Below are 17,045 nucleotides of genomic sequence, written 5' to 3'. Positions count from 1 at the left end.
CTCCGTACCTCTCCTGCCCCCCGTGGCCGCGTCTGCACGTCCGGCGATTGTGCCTGGTGAGCACGGGTTTGCCCACCCCCGCGACGCTGCGCAGAACGAGCAGAACCCACAGCAACGCGATGAAGCCGCGCAATGCTCGCAAGACTCCCGCCGACCCGGGCGCCGGTCCTACCTTCTCGACACCCACCCAGTGAAGGAGACGGATTCGATGGCTGTGCGAGACGAGGTCGCGACGCCCCCGGCCACCGGCCGAACCGGTCGGGCGGACGCCCGGATCGAGATATCCGGGGTGACCAAGAGGTTCCTGTCCCCCAGCGGCGAGGCCTTCACCGCGCTGCGCGACGTGACGTTCGACGTCGAGCCGGGCCAGTTCTGCGCGGTGGTCGGGCCGACCGGCTGCGGGAAGTCGACCACGCTGGGCCTGGTGTCCGGTCTGGACCGGCCGAGCGAGGGCACGGTCCTGGTCGGCGGCCGCGAGGTGGACGGCATCACCGACGGCATCAGCTTCATGTTCCAGGCCGATGCGCTGCTGCCCTGGAAGACCGTGCTCGGCAACGTGGCGATGGGCCCGATGTTCCGCGGTGTCGGCAAGAAGCAGGCCCACGCCTCGGCGCGGGACTGGCTGCGCCGGGTCGGGCTGGCCGGCTTCGAGGACCACCACCCCCACCAACTGTCCGGCGGTATGCGCAAGCGGGTGGCGATGGCCGCCGCGCTGATCAACGAACCGTCGATCCTGCTGATGGACGAACCGTTCGGGGCGCTCGACGTCCAGACCAAGGCGATCATGTCGAACGAGTTGATCGGCCTCTGGGAGCAGCTGCGTCCGTCGGTCCTCTTCATCACCCACGACCTGGAGGAGGCCGTCGCCCTGGCCGACCGCGTGGTCGTGATGACCTCGGGGCCCGGATCGGTGAAGGCCGTCTACGACATCGACCTGCCGCGCCCGCGCGGTTCGGTGCAGGACATCCGCTTCCAGCCGCGCTTCCTCGAACTCCACCACCAGATCTGGACGTCGCTCCGCGAAGAGGTGGAGCGCGCCTACGCACGCACGACGGGAGAGAACTCATGAGCAGTGCGGTCGGGACCAAGGCGCCGAGCGCGGAACTCGCCGCCGCCACCGGAGCAGGGGTCCGCGCGGTGCGGCGGCGCAGGCTGCTGGTCCTGGCGGCGCGGCTGGCAGTGGCCGTCGTGGTCGTCGGCGGCTGGCAACTGGTCACCACCTGGGGGTGGTTGGACCCGTTCTTCTTCGGGCAGCCCAGCGGGATCGCCCGGCGGCTCGTCGACTACTTCTCGCAGGGGGACCAGGCCACCGAGTTCGGCTCGTACTGGGTGCAGATCGAAACCACCCTGCGGGAGGCGGTGTTCGGCTTCGTCGCCGGCGCGGTCACCGGCATCGTCTTCGGTGTCGCGCTGGGCCAGAACCGCTTCCTGGCCGACGTGTTCGGGCCGTACATCAAGGTCGTGAACGCCATTCCGCGCATCGTGCTCGGGTCGATCTTCGTGGTCGCCTTCGGCATCGGCGAGACGCCCAAGGTGCTGCTCGCCGCGGTGCTGGTGTTCTTCGTGGTCTTCTTCAACGCCTTCCAGGGCGTCCGGGAGGTCGATCGCAACATCCTCGCCAACGCGCGGGTGCTCGGCGCCTCACCGCTGCAGATCGTGCGGCACGTGGTCGTTCCCTCGGCGCTGACCTGGATCATCGCCAGCCTGCACACCGCCTTCGGGTTCGCCATCGTCGGCGCGCTGGTCGGCGAGGTGCTCGGTGCCCAGAGCGGGCTGGGGCTGGTCATCAAGACCGCTCAGAACAGCTTCGACCCCAACGGGGTGTTCGCCACGATGTTCGTGATCGCGATCATCGCGCTCACCGCCGAGTGGCTGCTCACCAAGCTGGAGCGACGGCTGCTCTCCTGGCGACCGCCGGCGCCGTCCGAAGCCGCGGCCATCTAACCCCCCTCTGACGAAAGGCCTGGATCATCATGCTCAAGCGGACTCTCACCAGCTCACTGGCCGGCGCCCTCACCCTCTGCGCCGCGCTCACCGCCTGCTCCGGCTCCACCGGTAGTTCCAGCGCCGGCGCCGGCGTGCCGACCGTCAGACTCATGGTCGGCGGCATCGACAAGCAGATCTACCTGCCGTACAAGCTCGCCGACCAGCTCGGCTTCTACAAGAAGTACGGCGTCAACGTCGTGCTCAGCACCGAGACCGACGGCGGTGTCGGCGCCGAGGACGCGATGGCCTCGGGCCAGGTCGACATGGCCGGTGCCTGGTACGTCCACACCATCGACTTCCAGGTGAAGGGCAAGGCGGTCGAGGACATCGTCAACCTCTCCGGAGCGCCGGGAGAGCGCGAGATGTGCGCCACCGGCAGCGGCGTCCACTCGGCCGCCGACTGGGCCGGCAAGACGCTCGGCGTCACCGACCTCGGTTCGGGCACCGACACCCTCACCCAGTTCCTGGCCGGGCAGAACAACCTCAGGACGAGCCAGTACACCCGGATCGGCGTCGGCGCCGGAGCCACCGCGGTGGCCGCCCTGCAGAACGGCAAGACCGCCTGTGTGATGACCACCCAGCCGACGGTCGTCGCCATGGAGAAGAAGAACATCGGCTACTCGGCGATCGACCTGGCCACCACCACCGGTGCCCAGCAGGCGATGGGCGGCACCTGGCCCTCCGCGGGCGTGCTCGCCACCAGCGCCTGGGTGAACGCCCACAAGGACGCCGCGCAGAAGGTGGTCGACGCCCTGGTCGCCACGATGCACTGGATCGACACGCACTCCGCCGCCGACATCGCCGGCGCCCTGCCGCCCTCCTACGTCTCCAACGGCACCGTCTCCAAGGCCGACTACATCGCCGCGCTCACCGAGGACAAGGGCCAGTTCCTGCCCGACGGCATCATGCCGGCCGGCGGCCCCAGGACCGTCCTGGCGACCGAGAAGCTGGTCGGCGTGAAGACCGACTCCGTCAACCTCGCCCCGACCTTCACCAACGACTTCGCCGTCGCCGCCAACAAGTCCGAGGGATTCACCACCACCACGCCCCCGGCCGGCGCGAACGGCTGAGACCACGCCCCGCAGCTCCGCCGCCGAAACCCACTCGGTCGCGGGGCTTGCGGGGCATTCCCGCACCCTCTAACTTAACCAGCCATGTAAGTGAAGTTACCTCATGACTGAAGGGACACTCATGTCCGTTCGAAGACCACTCGGCGCACTCGGCGCACTCGGCGCCGCCGTGCTGGGGCTCACCCTCCTGCTGCCCGCGCAGAGCGCGGACGCCGCGACGTACCGCAACGGCGCGTGGTTCAGCTACGTCTCCGGCCAGCAGATCACCCAGGCCGCCGGCGCCGGCGTCACCATGATGCAGGCCACCCCGTACGTGGCGAGCCCGCAGGGCCACTCGCTGCAGGAGCTCTCCCTCCAGGATGCGAACCAGCAGTCCACCATCGAGGTGGGCTGGACCGTCGACCCGCAGGTCAACGGCGACTACCTGCCGCACCTGTTCGTCTTCCACTGGGTCAACGGCCAGGTCTCCTGCTACAACGGCTGCGGCTTCGTCCCGGCCACCGGCACCGGCGCCTGGGCCGGCATGCCCGTCACCTCGGGGAGCACCGCCACCTTCCAGATCAGCCACGACAGCGGCTCGCAGGCCTGGTGGATCTACTACAACGGCCACGCCGTCGGCGACTTCCCCGACGCGCTCTGGCAGGACCCGGCCACCCACGCCGACACCTTCACCAGCGCCCAACTCGTCAGCGCCTTCGGCGAAGTGGCCGACCCCGAGCAGGCCAGCGGGAGCTGGATGGGCAACGGCTCCTGCGGCACCTGGTCGAACTCCTCCGCCATCTCCGACTACCAGCTCTACGGGTCCCGCGACCAACCGGACTTCACCGTCCGGGCGACCGACCCCAGCGCCTACAACTACGGCAGCGCCACCGCCACCTCGTTCCACCTCGGCGGATCGGGCACCGGCAGCGCCTGCTGACCACCGGTGTTCAGGTAGTGGACAGGTGGTGCGGGTGGCGTCGGCGTGGTGCTACTGTCCGCTCCATGCTGCACACCACCGCACTCGCCATGATGCGAATGATGCCCCGAACTTCGGAGGCGCTTCGCTAGCGAAGCCGTGTGCGCGCCAGACGCGACGGACCCTCCGGAAACGGGGGGTCCGTTTTTTGTTGCCCCCACATACCTCGTCGTCCCCGACAGAAGGCGAAGAACCCGCCGTGACGCATCCACCGGTCATCTCCCTCACCGACTGCGCCGACCCCAACGCGCTGGCCCGGCAGTCCGCCCGGATCGCCACCCTCTTCGGCGCCACACCGACCGTCCTTCCGCTGAGCGGACCGGACCCGGAGGGTGCCGCCGCCCTCACGCTCCTCGACCTGCTGCGCTCCACGGATCTGATCGGCGGGCCGACGCACCCGGTCGTGGTCCTGGTCAACATCGCGCCCCGGGACGGGCACTGGCCCAACGGCGCGCCGTTCTGCTACTTCCGCCACGGGGACCACCTGGTCATCAGCACGGTGAACCACCGGGTCCTCGCGCCGCTGGCGGCCTATCTGGGCCTGGCGGAAGTCCAGGTCACCGACGTCCGCGAGGTGCTGGAGGCTGCGGCCGGCGAGTGGGCCGAGCTGGCTCCGGCCGAGGTCGAGGAGATCGTACGGACCCAGTTCCGCAGCCTCTGGTACGTGCCGCTGCTGGCCCGCTGGCTGGCGGACGGCCGCCCGGTCCCCGCGCAGCCGCTCCCGGTGCGGCAGCCCGTTGCGGAGGCGGTGCGGGTCGCCGTCGTGGACAACTTCGGCAACTGCAAGCTGGATCGGCCCGCCGCCGCCCTGCCCGGCTTCGACGGCGCGGCAGGTCTGCCCGTCCGCAGCCGGCGCGACGGGCGCAGCGTCCAGGTCCGCTGCTACGACCGGCTGCCCGACGTTCCGCTCGGCGAGGCGGGAATCACCATCGGGAGTTCCGGTGTCGGATTCGCCGAACTGGTGGTGCGCGGTGGCTCCGCAGCCGAACTGTTCGGCCTGCGCGAGGGCGACCGGGTCCTTCATCCCACCAGCTGACACGTCGTCACTAAGCTTTTTCGAAAAAGGAGTTCACCATGTCCCGTACCCGCATAGCCCTTTCGGCTTCCGTCGCGGCCGCCGTCGTGCTGACGGCCGCCGCCTGCGCGCCGCAGCCGCAGACCTCGGCGACGGCGACCGGCTCCGCCAGTGCCACCTGCACGACGAACAACCCCAGCCTCCACAAGAGCGGACAGTTGACCGTCGCCACCGACTCGCCGGCCTATTCGCCGTGGTTCGACAGCAACACCCCGGCCAACGGGAAGGGCTTCGAGAGCGCGGTGGCGTACGCGGTGGCCGGCAAGCTCGGTTTCGGCCAGAGCCAGGTGAAGTGGGTGGTCGAACCCTTCGACAACTCCTATGCCCCGGGCGCGAAGAACTTCGACTTCGACATCAACGAGATCTCCAACACCCCGCAGCGCGCCCAGGCAGTGGATTTCTCCACCAGCTACTACACGGCCGACCAGGGCGTCCTCACCCTGGCCAACTCCAAGTACGCGACCGCCACTTCGCTGGGCGCGCTCAAGGACGCCAGGATCGGCGTGCAGGTGGCCACCACCAGCTACCAGGCCGTGCTCGGCGAGCTCAAGCCCTCGCACCAGCCGAGCGTCTTCAACACCACCAACGACGAGGTCAACGCGCTGCAGAACGGCCAGATCGACGCGATCGTCACCGACCTGCCGACCGTGTTCTACCTGGCCGGTTCGGAGCTGAACAACGCCAAGATCCTCGGTCAGTTCGGCTACGACGGCGGCGCCCCCGAGGAGTTCGGCCTGCTGCTGCAGAAGGGCAGCGGACTGACCTCCTGCGTCAGCCAGGCGCTGAGCGCCCTCAAGGCGGACGGCACGCTCGCCAAGATCACCGACCAGTGGCTGTCCGCCTCGGCGAACGTCCCCGAGCTGAAGCCGTAGCGGGGCCGACCATGGACTTCACCACACAGGCCGCGCCGCCGGACGAGGACTACCGACCGAGCGCCCGGGAGCGCGAGCGCGAGCGGTTCCGCCGTTCCCGCAGGCGGCGCAACACCTGGATCGCCGCCCTGTGCACCCTGTTCTGCCTGCTGGCGCTGGGGGCGGCCGCGGTCGCCTCGCCCGGCTGGGAGCGCGTGCACAGCCTGTTCCTGAACGGCGCGGAGTTCCGGAGCACGCTCCCGGAGATCCTGCGGGGCTTCTGGCTCAACGTCCAGATGTTCCTGATCGCCGAGGTGCTGATCCTGGGCCTTGGCCTGCTGATCGCCCTGGTACGGGTGACCCGTGCGCCGGGCCTTCAGCCGCTGCGGCTGGCGGCGACCGTGTACGTGGACGTCTTCCGCGGCGTGCCGACCCTGCTGCTGGTCTTCCTGATCGGGTTCGGGCTGCCGGCCCTGCGCCTGCAGGGCACGCCCACCCAGCCCTGGGTGCTCGGGGTGATCGCGCTGGTGCTCTCCTACGCGGCCTACGTCGGCGAGGTGCTGCGCGCGGGGCTGAACTCGGTGCACCCGGCCCAGCGGAACGCCGCGCGGGCGCTGGGGTTGAACGAGCGTCAGACCCTGCGGCACGTGGTGCTGCCGCAGGCGGTGCGCAACGTCCTGCCGCCCCTGCTCAACGACTTCATCGCGCTGCAGAAGGACACCGCGCTGGTCGCCGTCCTCGGTCCGCTGGAGGCGCTGCGGGCCGCGCAGATCAAGGCCGACTACGACTTCAACTACACCCCTTATCTGGGAGCGGCACTCTTGTTCATCGCGGTGACCATCCCGTTGACCCGCTTCGCCGACCGCCTCCAGCGGCGCGCGGCGCAGCGCACCTGGGCGGAGGCGGGACGATGAGCGAGCCGCTGCTGCGGATCCGCGGCGTGCGCAAGCAGTACGGGTCACGCCTGGTGCTGCGCTCGATCGACCTGGACGTCGCCGAGCACCAGGTCGTCTGCCTGATCGGCGGTTCGGGCTCGGGCAAGTCGACGCTGCTGCGCTGCGTGGACCTGCTGGAGGTCGTCGACGACGGCACCGTCCACCTCGGCGAGAGCGAGCTGACCGACCCCCGCCTGGACGCCAACCTGGCACGCCGGCGGATCGGCATCGTCTTCCAGGCCTACAACCTGTTCCCGCACCTGAGCGTGCTGGACAACATCACACTCGCGCCGCGCCGGGTGCACGGCGTGCCGCGACGGCAGGCCGAGGCGTCGGCCCTCGAACTGCTGGACCGGCTCGGACTCGCGGACAAGGCGCAGGACCACCCCGACCGGCTCTCCGGCGGACAGCAGCAGCGCGCCGCGATCGCCCGCGCCCTGGCCACCGAACCGGACCTGCTGCTCTTCGACGAGATCACCTCGGCGCTCGACCCCGAGCTGGTGGGCGAGGTCCTGGACGTGGTCGCGGACCTCAAGCAGCGCGGGCTGACCATCCTGATGGCCACCCACGAGATGGGCTTCGCACGCCAGGTCGCCGACCAGGTCTGCTTCCTGGAGGACGGCGTGATCCTGGAGCAGGGCACGGCGGAGCAGGTGCTCACCGCTCCGCGGCAGCAGGCCACTCAGCGCTTCCTCTCCCGCGTCCTCGACCACTCGTAGTCCCGAGTGGTCCCGAGTAGTGCCCGCGCCGCCCTCCACCAGCCGGGCCAGTCGCCCGCGCCGGGGGCGGGCGGGGGCAGCGTCCGGTGCTGGGCGGCGCGGTGGACGTCGAGCATGTGCTGCTGGGTGGCGTTCATGCCCCCACCCTGCGGCGCCCGGCGTGGGCCCGTCGCGTCGATTGACCAGGACTGTCAATCGACGGCCCGCCCGGCCCGACCTGCAGCGATGCCAGGCATCATGAACCCATGAGCGTGACCATAGACATCGCGGGACTCCCGCCCGAGCAGCTGGTCTTCAGTCCGTCGCCGCTGGCCGAACTGTGCGCCGCCCTGCACGTCCTGGCCGAGCCGGGGCACCACCCCGGGCTGCACGGCTGGACCACCGCGACCAACGCCGCCCTGCGGCCGGACCTGGCGGACCGGCTCTGCGAGGCCGACTTCCTGTGGGGCTCCACCTCCTCCGACATCTCGATGCCGTTCGCCGCGCTGCCGGACGCGCTCGGCCGCCCGGGCGCCACGCTCGCCGAGGACCTGGACCTGCTGGACCGCCTGGACGACGCCCGCTTCGTCGAGGCCGCCCTGGAGATCTCCTGCCACAGCGGCTACGGCCGGGGCGGCCCGTCCCCGCTGCTGAACGCCGAGGCCCGCACGCAGGCCCTGGAGCGTGCCACCGTGCGCGGCCCCCGGCAGGTGGACTTCGCCAAGCGGCTGCTGGAGGACCCGCCGGCCGTACGGGCCTGGATCCGCCGCCTGTTCGAGGACTGCGCCGAGGCGTTCTTCGACGACGTCTGGCAGCGGGTGCGCGTCCAACTCGCCGCCGACGCCCGGAACAAGACGGAGCTGCTGCGCCGCAGGGGGTTGGCCGAGACGCTGGCCGAGGTGTCGGCCGCCGTGGCGCCGGCGGACGGCGGGTCGCGGATCCGCGTCGACAAGCTCAGCGACGGCCGTGCGACCGCGCTCGACCCGGCCGTCGGCCCGGGCGTCACCTTCGTGCCGTCCTCCTTCGGCTGGCCCCACCTGTGGATGCTGCGCGCGCCGGGCTGGCGACCGGTGGTCCAGTATCCGGCCGCCGCGCCCGAACTGCCGGGCCCCCGCTCCCTGGAGCTGCTCACGCTGCGACTGGAGGCCCTCGCGCACCCGATGCGGATCCGGCTCTGCCGCTACCTGGCCCGATCCGCCTTCACCACCACCGAGTTGGCGGCCTCGCACGACCTCAGCGCGCCCGAGGTCTCCCGGCATCTCGCCGTCCTGAAGAAGGCCGGGCTGCTCACCACGCGTCGGCGCGGCCGCTATGTGCTCCACCAGCTGGACCTGACGGTGGTCGCCCGGCTGGGCAGCGACTTCCTGGAGGGGATCCTGCGCTGACCGGGACGTTCCCAAGGGAATCTTTCGAACACATCACTGCTGCTTATGGCCCAATTCACTCCTACGAGTGAGTTTCGCGCGGCACCCGTCCGGCCTTGCATCGCGGTCTCCACCGGTGCATTCGAACATGCCTTACATCGGCGCGACGGTCTCGCAAGAATCCTGTCTGGCGACCGGGCGGGGCGCCTATCCCCCGCCTGCCGTCGACCTTTTGACGCTTCGTCATGTCATCGAGCCGAGGACAGGGACCAGCCATGACCACCGAGATCACGCAGCAGAGTCAGCCCAGTCAGCAGAGCCAGCGGAGCCTGAGCACCTCCGCCGCCAGGAACCTGGCCACCACCACCAAGACCGCGCCGCAGATGCTCGGGATCACCCCCCGCTACCTGCTGCGCGCGCTGCCCTGGGTGGACCTGGAGGCCGGCGTCTACCGGGTCAACCGCCGCCGCGGCTTCATCCTCGGCGACGGGCTGATCAGCACCTACGCGGACGGCAGCGGCGCCGCCCAGGTGATCGCCGAGGACCTGCGCGAGATCGCCTTCCTCAGCGAGCTGGAGAGCCCGGTGCTGAACGCCCTGGCCGGGGGCTTCGTGCAGCGCGAGGTCGGGGCCGGCGAGCTGATCGCCGACGCCGACTCGCCGGCCGGGCAACTGCACGTCATCGCCCTCGGCCGCGCCGAGAAGCGCGCCACCGGCCAGTACGGCGAGGACGCCCTGCTCGCCATGCTCGGCGACGGGGACTTCTTCGACGTCGCCGCCTGGGTGCACGGCGAGCCGATGCCGTACCAGGTCAGGGCGTCCACGCCGTGCACCGTGCTCTCGCTCGACCACCGGATGCTCACCGAACTCGCCGACCGGGAACCCGCGTTGCGCGCCCAGCTGGACGCCTACGCCGCCGACGGGCAGGGCCCGGCCGACCGCGAGCACCCGATCGACCTGACCTCCGGCCACAGCGGCGAGCCCCACCTGCCGCAGACCTTCGTGGACTACGAGGAGAGCCCCCGCGAGTACGAGCTGAGCATCGCGCAGACCGTACTGAAGGTGCACACCCGGGTCGCCGACATCTACAACTCCTCGATCGACCAGGTCCAGGCGCAGCTGCGGCTGACCGCCGAGGCGCTGCGCGAGCGCCAGGAGTGGGAGATGATCAACAACGCCGAGTACGGGCTGCTCAGGAACGTCGCGCCCGGCCAGCGGGTGCACACCCGCAGGGGCGCGCCGACACCGGACGACATGGACGAGCTGCTCGCCCGGGTGTGGAAGCAGCCCGCGTTCTTCCTGGCGCACCCGCGGGCGATCGCCGCGTTCGGGCGCGAGTGCACCCGGCGCGGGGTGCCGCCGCAGATCGTGGAGCTCTTCGGCAGCCCGTTCCTGACCTGGCGCGGTGTGCCGCTGCTGCCCTCCGACAAGCTCGACCTCAAGGGCTCGGGCGACTCGGCGCCCGGCACGACCAACATCCTGCTGATGCGGGTCGGCGAGGCCGAGCAGGGCGTGGTGGGCCTGCGCCCGTCGAAGGTGCCGGACGAGGTGGAGCCGGGCCTGTCGGTGAAGGCGATGGGCGTCGACCACCAGGCCATCACCTCGTACCTGGTGACGAGTTACTTCTCGACCGCCGCGCTGGTGGACGACGCCATCGCCGTGCTCCAGAACGTCGAGGTGTCGAACTACTATGACTACTCCTGACGGATTCCCCCAGCCGACCCCCCGCCCGCTGCCGGCGGCGCTCGCCCACGCGGCGGGCGGCCCGCGGTACTGGCTGCCGCAGCAGCAGTCGGCCCAACCACCCACGTCGACGACAGCTCCCAGCGGCTTCGACGTCGAGGCGGTCCGGCGCGACTTCCCGCAGCTGCACCGGGAGGTGAACGGCCGTCCGCTGGTCTGGCTGGACAACGGCGCCACCACGCTCAAGCCCCGCCAGGTCGTCGAGGCCGTCTCCGAGCACTACGCGAGGGAGACCTCCAACGTCCACCGCGGCGCGCACACCCTGGCCAAGCAGGCCACCCAGGTCTACGAGGAGGGCCGCCAGGCCGCGGCCGAGCTGCTCGGCACCCGGGACGAGGGCGAGATCGTCTTCGTCCGCGGCACGACCGAGGCCGTCAACCTGGTGGCGCAGAGCTGGGGTCGCGCCAACCTGGGCGTGGGCGACGAGATCCTGGTCTCGGCGGCGGAGCACCATTCCAACCTGGTGCCCTGGCAGTTGATCGCCGCCGAGCGCCGGGCGCGGATCCGCCCGATCCCGCTGCTGCCCGACGGCCGGCTCGACCAGGACGCCTACCGGGACCTGCTCGGCTCCCGGACCAGGCTGGTCGCGCTGACCCACGCCTCCAACGTGCTGGGGACCGTCCCGCCGGTGGCCGAGATGACCGCGCTCGCCCACCGGTACGGCGCCAAGGTGCTGGTCGACGGCGCCCAGGCGGTAAGCCACTTCCCGGTGGACGTCACCGAGCTGGACGCCGACTTCTACGCCTTCTCGGGGCACAAGATCTTCGCCCCGACCGGGATCGGGGTGCTCTTCGGCAAGCGCGAGCTGCTGGAGGCGATGCCGCCGTGGCAGGGTGGCGGCAACATGATCGACTCGGTGAGCTTCGGGGAGACCACGTACGCACCGATCCCGCACCGACTCGAAGCGGGAACCGGCCACATCGCCGGGGTCGCCGGACTCGGGGCCGCCCTGCGGTACCTGGCCGGGCTGGACCGGGAGGCCGCCACCGCGCACGAGGAGCAGCTCACCGCCTACGCGCTCGGCCTGCTGGCCACCGTCCCCGGACTTCAGCTGATCGGCGACGCGCCGGGGAGGATCGGCGTGCTGACGTTCCTGCTCGCCGGGACCGACCCGATGGCGGTGGCCGGGGCACTCGACCAGCAGGGCATCGCGGTGCGCGCGGGACACCACTGCGCACAGCCCGCCCTGGCCGCCTTCGGCCTGCAGAGCGCGGCGCGGGCCTCGCTGGCGCTGTACAACACGGTTCAGGACGTGGACGCCCTGGTAGCCGCCCTGCACGAGATCCAGGCCGCCGCCTGAGAGGTGGGCCGGCGGCGAAAAGCCGCAGGTTAGGCTGGACTCGATATGAGACGCCGCCGGCCCACGCTGCCCCCCGCACCACTGCCGCAGCGCGACGGGATCGACCCGGTGCGGCTGCGGCTGCCGGGCGAGGGGCCCTGGCCGACCGTCCGTGCGTATCTGCTGGACCACTTCCCCGAGCGGCTGGCCGGTCAGGTGGAGGCGATGCTGCGCGAGGGCCGGTTCGTCGGCGTGGACGGCCCGCTGGCGCCGGACGCACCGTTCCGGCCCGACGGCTACCTGTGGTTCCACCGCGACCTGCCGGACGAGGTGCCCGTCCCGTTCGGCATCGACGTGCTGTACCGCGACGAGCGGCTGCTGGTGGTGGACAAGCCGCACTTCCTGGCCACCATGCCGCGCGGCGGGCACGTGACCCAGACGGCGCTGGCCCGGCTGCGCCGCGACCTGGACCTGCCCGCGCTCAGCCCCGCGCACCGGCTGGACCGGCTGACCGCGGGACTGGTGATGTTCGTCGTCGCCCCCGAGTACCGCGGGGCGTACCAGACGCTCTTCCGCGACCACCTGGTGCGCAAGGAGTACGAGGCGATCGCGCCGTACGACCCCGCGCTCGCCCTGCCGCGCACCGTCCGCAGCCGGATCCTCAAGGAGCGCGGCGTGATCGCCGCCCAGGAGGTGGCCGGCGAGCCCAACAGCGAGAGCCGGATCGAGCTGATCGAGCGCCGCGGCACGCTGGGCCGCTACCGGCTGCTGCCGCTGACCGGGCGCACCCACCAACTGCGGCTGCACATGAGCAGCCTGGGCCTGCCGCTGCTCGGCGATCCGGTCTACCCCGTCCTGTTGGACGCCGGCGCGCCGGAGGACTTCAGCCACCCGTTGCAACTGCTCGCCCGGCAGCTGGAGTTCACCGACCCGGTGACCGGCGAGCAGCACCGCTTCACCAGCAGGCGCAGCCTCCAGGCCTGGGGCGAGAGGTAGGCCCTCTCGCCCCAGGCCTGCCGTCCCCTCAGCTGCCAGTGGGGATCGGGTTGTCCGGCGCGAAGGCGGCGGCGATCTGCGCGGCGATCGCCTCGGCCGTGTTGCCGTCGGGCGAGTCGGGGCCCTTGGTGGTGGAGACCGCGATGGACAGGCACTTACTCGGCAGATAGGCCTGGATCGCCGCGTACCCGGAGAAGGACGGGTTCTGGAGGATCCAGCCGTTCTCCACCAGGACGGTGAAGCCGAAGTGCAGCGCCTCGGTGTTGTGCAGGCACACCGTCGCCGGGCACTTGTCGGTGGGCCCGCCGAGGCCGACCGTGCCCGGGTTGAGCTGGGTCTGGAAGCCGGCCGGCGAGAGCAGTTCGCCGGTGCCGATGGCCTGCGCCGAGCGGGCCAGGTCGCAGATGTCGGTGGTGATCACGGCGCCCCGCGCGGTCGTCCAGGACGGGTTCCAGAAGGTGGACTCCTCGTACTTGCCGCGCTCCGAGGTGAAGGAGTGCAGCACCGGGGCCGGGATGTCGGGCGTGAAGTTGTTCTGCGTGTTGTGCAGCCCGAGCGGGCCCGTCACGCGCTGCTCCATCAGCTTGTCCAGCGGGATGCCGGTGATCCGCTCCAGGGCCTCGCCGAGCAGCACGAAGTTGCCGTGCGAGTAGCTCCAGTTGGTACCCGGGTCGTACCAGAGGTCGTGGCTGAAGGGGTAGGCGAGCACGTCGTCGTCGGTCCAGTGGCGGAACGGGTGGGCCTCCAGCTCGGCGAGGAAGGCCGGGTCGGTGACGTAGTCGTGCAGGCCCGAGGTGCTGGAGCCGAGCATCCGCAGGGTGATCTGGTCGGCGTGCGGCACGTCCGGCAGCCAGCGCGAGATCGGGTCGTCGAGGCTCACCACGTGCTCGTCCACCAGCTGCAGCAGCATCGTGCCCATGTAGGCGATGCCCACCGAACCGGCCCGGAAGTGCATGTCCGGCTCGGCCGGTACGCCCGTCATGGACTCGCCGAGCGCGGAGGTGGCGAGGTCGTGGCCGTCGCGGGTGACCTTGAGGATCACCGACTTCAGGCCGTACTGGTCCTTCGCCTGCCGGGCGATGTCGAGCACGGTCCTGCCCGGCCCGCCCTGCGGCTCGGAGCGGACGCAGGCGTGCGGGTCGTGCGGGGCGCCCGAGAGGGCGGCGGCGCCCGCGGTGCTCGGAAGGCTGGTGGCGATCATCGTGGCGGCGGTGAGGGCCAGGGCCGCTCTGGTGCGTGTCATGCCGCACTATGTGCGGACGTACCGGGGCAAATCCGGCATGACACTCGGCGCGGTCCTCCGTTCGGCGGACGAGGACGTGTCGTTGTCGTTGCCGCTCGTGAGGGACTCGGCGAGGTTGCTCGCCAGCCCGAGCACCAGGAACAGCACCAGCAGCGCCGCGCCGGCGCTGCTGAGCCGCAGCGGGCTCGTCGCGGAACGGACCTCCACCCGCGGGTCCGGCGGACCGTCGCCGAACAGCCTCTTGGGGTAGGCCGAGGTCAGCATCAGCCCGTACGCGTGCAGCCGGAACGCATAGCGCGCGATGGCGGCGGTCGCCTCGAAGAGCGGCCGGGGCATCCGGCCGGCGATCAGCACCCAGAGCCAGATCAGCACCGACACGGCGAACCAGCCGCCGGTGGCCAGGCTCTCGATGACCGCCGCGGGGAACATCAGGATGATCCGGAACAGCACGGCCAGGCGGTTCAGCCGCCCCGGGCGCAGCTCGATCTGCACCGGGTAGCCGGCGGGCGCGGTCAGCGAGAACGGCGGGTAGCTGTCCACCAGCAGCGCCGCGCTCGCCCCCACCCGCAGGTAGTAGCCGACGTACCCGGCCAGGAAGCGGGCGATCGGCTCGGGCAGCTCGGCGGTGACCAGCGCGGCGAACCACCCGACGATGGCCGCCAGGGTCGCCACGAACGAGAGCACGAACAGGACGACGAAGTGCGGCAGCAGCATCAGCAGGCGCAGCAGCACGGTGAGCCGGCGCTGGCGCCCGGGCTCGGGGATGTCGAGCACCGGCAGCCACTCCACCGGCCCGGTCTCGATCGGCACGCTCCATCCGCCTGGTGCAGCCATGTCCTGTTCCTCCGTCTCGTCGTCCACCGTCAGACCTGCCGTCCATGCCCCACGCTGGCAGGCCCGGCGGGCGGCGGCCTGATTTCAGGGCCGTCCAGGTGGCGCCGGGGCCGACCGCCCGCGGCCTGTGCTGGAGTAGGGGTATGGACAAGGACGAGGTGCTGGCACTGTTCGACCGCGAGATGCGGCGGGAGGCGCGGCCCAACCGGCCCGGCGCGCGGGTCGAGCGGGACGGCGGCGTGGTGCGGCAGGTCAGCGCGGACGGCGCGGACGGCGGGTGGGTCGGGGTGCTCTGGTCGGACCTGGACCGGGCGAGCGCGCCGGCGGCGATCGCGGCCCAGGTCGCGCACTTCACCGCGCGGGGGCAGGAGTTCGAGTGGAAGCTCTACTCCCACGACCGGCCGGCCGACCTCGGGGACCGGCTGACGGCAGCCGGCTTCACGCCCGAGCCCGCCGAGGCGCTGATGGTCGCCCGCACCGGCGAGCTGCCGACCGCAGTCGAGCCGCCCGAGGGTGTGCGGCTGGTACGGGTGACCGATCCGGCCGGCGTCGACCTGGTGGCGGAGGTCCACGAGGAGGCGTTCGGCAGCGGTGCGGCCCGCGTCCGGGGGACCCTGCTCAAGCAGCTCGCCGAGGCGCCCGAGAGCGTGGTCGCGGTCGTCGCGATGGCCGGCGACCGGCCGGTGAGCGCGGCCCGGATGGAGCTGGCGCCGGGCACGCGGTTCGCCGGGCTGTGGGGCGGCGGCACTGCGGCGCCCTGGCGCGGCCGCGGCATCTACCGCGCACTGATCGCCTACCGTGCCGCGATCGCCGCCGAGCGCGGCTACGACTACCTCCAGGTCGACGCCTCCGACCAGAGCCGCCCGATCCTGCAACGCCTCGGCTTCACCCTCCTCGCCACCACGACCCCCTACCTCTACCGCCCCTGACGCGGCGCACTGGGGGTGCCGCCTCGATCTGACATAGTGTCAGGCTGCCTTCGGCAGACGGCCGGTGTCGGTCCAGGCGAGCAGCTGGTCGGCCGTCCAGGTGGTGATCACCCGCTCGGGCGGCAGGCCGGCCTGCGCCGCCCGGGCGCACCCGTAGGGCTGCCAGCTCAGCTGGCCCGGCGCGTGCGCGTCGGTGTCCAGCGAGAAGAGGCAGCCGGCCTGCTCGGCCTGGCGCAGCAGCCGCATCGGCGGATCGAGCCGCTTGGGGCTGCAGTTGATCTCCACCGCCGTCCGGTGCTCCACACAGGCCGCGAAGACCGCGGCCGCGTCGAACTGCGACTCGGGGCGCGGGTTGTCCTGCGCGATCAACCGGCCCGTGCAGTGCCCGAGCACGTCCACCAGCGGGTCGGACGCGGCGGTCGCCAGACGGCGGGTCATCGCGGCGGGCGGCATCCGCAGCTTGGAGTGCACCGAGGCGACCACCACGTCGAGTTCGGCGAGCAGGTCCTCGTCCTGGTCGAGCGAGCCGTCGTCCAGGATGTCGCACTCGATGCCGGTGAGCAGCCGGAACGGCGCGAGCCGCGCGTTGACCTCGGCGACCACGGTCAGCTGCTCGCGCAACCGCCCGGCGCTCAGGCCGTTGGCCACGGTCAGTCGCGGCGAGTGGTCGGTCAGCACCGCCCACTCGTGGCCGAGCAGGCGGGCCGTGTGCGCCATCGCCTCGATCGGGCTGCCGCCGTCGGACCAGACGGAGTGCAGGTGGCAGTCGCCGCGCAGTGCGTCGAGCAGGCGCTGGCCGGCGTCGTCGAGTTCGGCGAGCGGCGTGCTCGCGCGCTCCTCCAGCTCGGCCAGGTAGCGGGGCGTGCGGCCGGCGAGCGCCTCGGTGACGACGGCGGCGGTCTTGGGGCCGATGCCCGGCAGCGCGGTCAGGCCTGCGGCGGTGCGCGGCAGATCGGAGCGCCCGGCCAGCACCCCGGCCGCGTGGCGGAAGGCCTGGACGCGGTAGGTCGACGCGTGCTCCCGTTCCAGCAGGAAGGCGATCCGCTCCAGCGCGTCGATCGGGTCCATCGGGCAGCACCTCCAAG

17 protein-coding genes are annotated in these 17,045 nt (G+C 71.5%); 13 read left to right on the top strand and 4 right to left on the bottom strand.

Annotation, left to right across the window (positions count from 1 at the left end; translation table 11 throughout):
• Positions 1-208: 208 nt before the first annotated feature.
• The 8 genes from P3T37_RS13450 to P3T37_RS13415 all read left to right on the top strand — a co-directional run bounded on the left by P3T37_RS13450 (position 209) and on the right by P3T37_RS13415 (position 7,594).
• Entirely contained in the window at positions 209-1,069 is an 861-nt protein-coding gene (locus P3T37_RS13450) for an ABC transporter ATP-binding protein (RefSeq protein ID WP_280723807.1), read from the top strand.
• On the top strand, positions 1,066-1,944 hold the full coding sequence (locus P3T37_RS13445) for an ABC transporter permease (protein ID WP_280723805.1): 879 nt from the start codon (positions 1,066-1,068) through the stop codon (positions 1,942-1,944). Before P3T37_RS13450 ends, P3T37_RS13445 begins: the two co-directional genes overlap by 4 nt.
• 29 nt (positions 1,945-1,973) lie before the next feature.
• Entirely contained in the window at positions 1,974-3,056 is a 1,083-nt protein-coding gene (locus tag P3T37_RS13440) for an ABC transporter substrate-binding protein (RefSeq protein WP_280723804.1), read from the top strand.
• Between the two features lie 121 nt (positions 3,057-3,177).
• Complete coding sequence (locus tag P3T37_RS13435) at positions 3,178-3,975, top strand: neprosin family prolyl endopeptidase (RefSeq protein ID WP_280723803.1); 798 nt, start codon at positions 3,178-3,180, stop codon at positions 3,973-3,975.
• 238 nt (positions 3,976-4,213) lie between these two features.
• Positions 4,214-5,050 (top strand): SAM hydroxide adenosyltransferase, encoded by an 837-nt coding sequence (locus P3T37_RS13430; protein ID WP_280723802.1) that lies wholly within the window; start codon positions 4,214-4,216, stop codon positions 5,048-5,050.
• A 38-nt stretch (positions 5,051-5,088) separates the two neighbouring features.
• Complete coding sequence (locus P3T37_RS13425; protein WP_280723801.1) at positions 5,089-5,961, top strand: ABC transporter substrate-binding protein; 873 nt, start codon at positions 5,089-5,091, stop codon at positions 5,959-5,961.
• 11 nt (positions 5,962-5,972) lie between these two features.
• Positions 5,973-6,854: an amino acid ABC transporter permease gene (locus tag P3T37_RS13420; protein WP_280723800.1), complete on the top strand. Its 882-nt coding sequence runs from the start codon at positions 5,973-5,975 to the stop codon at positions 6,852-6,854.
• Positions 6,851-7,594 (top strand): amino acid ABC transporter ATP-binding protein, encoded by a 744-nt coding sequence (locus P3T37_RS13415; protein WP_280723798.1) that lies wholly within the window; start codon positions 6,851-6,853, stop codon positions 7,592-7,594. Before P3T37_RS13420 ends, P3T37_RS13415 begins: the two co-directional genes overlap by 4 nt.
• Here P3T37_RS13415 and P3T37_RS13410 read toward each other — a convergent pair.
• Positions 7,558-7,731 (bottom strand): hypothetical protein, encoded by a 174-nt coding sequence (locus tag P3T37_RS13410; protein ID WP_280723797.1) that lies wholly within the window; start codon positions 7,729-7,731, stop codon positions 7,558-7,560. The genes P3T37_RS13415 and P3T37_RS13410 overlap by 37 nt on opposite strands.
• A gap of 108 nt (positions 7,732-7,839) precedes the next feature.
• Between P3T37_RS13410 and P3T37_RS13405 the strand changes: the two genes are divergently transcribed.
• From P3T37_RS13405 to P3T37_RS13390, 4 genes are all read left to right on the top strand, one after another.
• The gene (locus P3T37_RS13405; RefSeq protein ID WP_280723796.1) at positions 7,840-8,958 is read left to right on the top strand and encodes a DUF5937 family protein; all 1,119 of its coding nucleotides are present in this window, start codon (positions 7,840-7,842) and stop codon (positions 8,956-8,958) included.
• Positions 8,959-9,212: 254 nt separating this feature from the next.
• Positions 9,213-10,640 (top strand): family 2B encapsulin nanocompartment shell protein, encoded by a 1,428-nt coding sequence (locus P3T37_RS13400; protein ID WP_280723795.1) that lies wholly within the window; start codon positions 9,213-9,215, stop codon positions 10,638-10,640.
• On the top strand, positions 10,627-11,979 hold the full coding sequence (locus P3T37_RS13395; RefSeq protein WP_280723794.1) for a SufS family cysteine desulfurase: 1,353 nt from the start codon (positions 10,627-10,629) through the stop codon (positions 11,977-11,979). The genes P3T37_RS13400 and P3T37_RS13395 overlap by 14 nt, the downstream gene beginning before the upstream one ends.
• A gap of 45 nt (positions 11,980-12,024) precedes the next feature.
• Positions 12,025-12,954, top strand: a complete 930-nt coding sequence (locus P3T37_RS13390; protein ID WP_280723793.1) for an RluA family pseudouridine synthase — start codon at positions 12,025-12,027, stop codon at positions 12,952-12,954.
• A gap of 28 nt (positions 12,955-12,982) precedes the next feature.
• Here the strand turns inward: P3T37_RS13390 and P3T37_RS13385 are convergent, their stop codons facing one another.
• Positions 12,983-14,197 (bottom strand): serine hydrolase domain-containing protein, encoded by a 1,215-nt coding sequence (locus P3T37_RS13385; protein WP_280723792.1) that lies wholly within the window; start codon positions 14,195-14,197, stop codon positions 12,983-12,985.
• A 6-nt stretch (positions 14,198-14,203) separates the two neighbouring features.
• Positions 14,204-15,031, bottom strand: coding sequence for a DUF4389 domain-containing protein (locus P3T37_RS13380; RefSeq protein WP_280723791.1), 828 nt, complete (start codon positions 15,029-15,031; stop codon positions 14,204-14,206).
• A gap of 143 nt (positions 15,032-15,174) precedes the next feature.
• Here P3T37_RS13380 and P3T37_RS13375 point away from each other — a divergent pair, with 143 nt between their 5' ends.
• The gene (locus P3T37_RS13375; protein WP_280723790.1) at positions 15,175-15,960 is read left to right on the top strand and encodes a GNAT family N-acetyltransferase; all 786 of its coding nucleotides are present in this window, start codon (positions 15,175-15,177) and stop codon (positions 15,958-15,960) included.
• Positions 15,961-15,999: 39 nt separating this feature from the next.
• On the opposite strand, the gene P3T37_RS13370 is transcribed toward P3T37_RS13375, so the two are convergent.
• A complete protein-coding gene (locus P3T37_RS13370; RefSeq protein ID WP_280723789.1) occupies positions 16,000-17,028 on the bottom strand; it encodes a PHP domain-containing protein in 1,029 nt (342 codons plus the stop codon).
• Positions 17,029-17,045: the final 17 nt, after the last annotated feature.

It is taken from the genome of Kitasatospora sp. MAA4 (assembly GCF_029893355.1).
In the GTDB taxonomy this organism is placed as follows: domain Bacteria; phylum Actinomycetota; class Actinomycetes; order Streptomycetales; family Streptomycetaceae; genus Kitasatospora.
The sequence above is the reverse complement of the archived record's forward strand: the minus strand, read 5'-3'. Positions and strand labels throughout refer to the sequence as shown.

Coding starts and splice junctions, on each gene's coding strand:
- P3T37_RS13450 (WP_280723807.1), top strand. CDS start 209: ATGGCTGTGCGAGACGAGGTCGCGACGCCCCCGGCCACCGGCCGAACC.
- P3T37_RS13445 (WP_280723805.1), top strand. CDS start 1,066: ATGAGCAGTGCGGTCGGGACCAAGGCGCCGAGCGCGGAACTCGCCGCC.
- P3T37_RS13440 (WP_280723804.1), top strand. CDS start 1,974: ATGCTCAAGCGGACTCTCACCAGCTCACTGGCCGGCGCCCTCACCCTC.
- P3T37_RS13435 (WP_280723803.1), top strand. CDS start 3,178: ATGTCCGTTCGAAGACCACTCGGCGCACTCGGCGCACTCGGCGCCGCC.
- P3T37_RS13425 (WP_280723801.1), top strand. CDS start 5,089: ATGTCCCGTACCCGCATAGCCCTTTCGGCTTCCGTCGCGGCCGCCGTC.
- P3T37_RS13420 (WP_280723800.1), top strand. CDS start 5,973: ATGGACTTCACCACACAGGCCGCGCCGCCGGACGAGGACTACCGACCG.
- P3T37_RS13415 (WP_280723798.1), top strand. CDS start 6,851: ATGAGCGAGCCGCTGCTGCGGATCCGCGGCGTGCGCAAGCAGTACGGG.
- P3T37_RS13410 (WP_280723797.1), bottom strand. CDS start 7,731: ATGAACGCCACCCAGCAGCACATGCTCGACGTCCACCGCGCCGCCCAG.
- P3T37_RS13405 (WP_280723796.1), top strand. CDS start 7,840: ATGAGCGTGACCATAGACATCGCGGGACTCCCGCCCGAGCAGCTGGTC.
- P3T37_RS13400 (WP_280723795.1), top strand. CDS start 9,213: ATGACCACCGAGATCACGCAGCAGAGTCAGCCCAGTCAGCAGAGCCAG.
- P3T37_RS13395 (WP_280723794.1), top strand. CDS start 10,627: ATGACTACTCCTGACGGATTCCCCCAGCCGACCCCCCGCCCGCTGCCG.
- P3T37_RS13390 (WP_280723793.1), top strand. CDS start 12,025: ATGAGACGCCGCCGGCCCACGCTGCCCCCCGCACCACTGCCGCAGCGC.
- P3T37_RS13385 (WP_280723792.1), bottom strand. CDS start 14,197: ATGACACGCACCAGAGCGGCCCTGGCCCTCACCGCCGCCACGATGATC.
- P3T37_RS13380 (WP_280723791.1), bottom strand. CDS start 15,031: ATGGCTGCACCAGGCGGATGGAGCGTGCCGATCGAGACCGGGCCGGTG.
- P3T37_RS13375 (WP_280723790.1), top strand. CDS start 15,175: ATGGACAAGGACGAGGTGCTGGCACTGTTCGACCGCGAGATGCGGCGG.
- P3T37_RS13370 (WP_280723789.1), bottom strand. CDS start 17,028: ATGGACCCGATCGACGCGCTGGAGCGGATCGCCTTCCTGCTGGAACGG.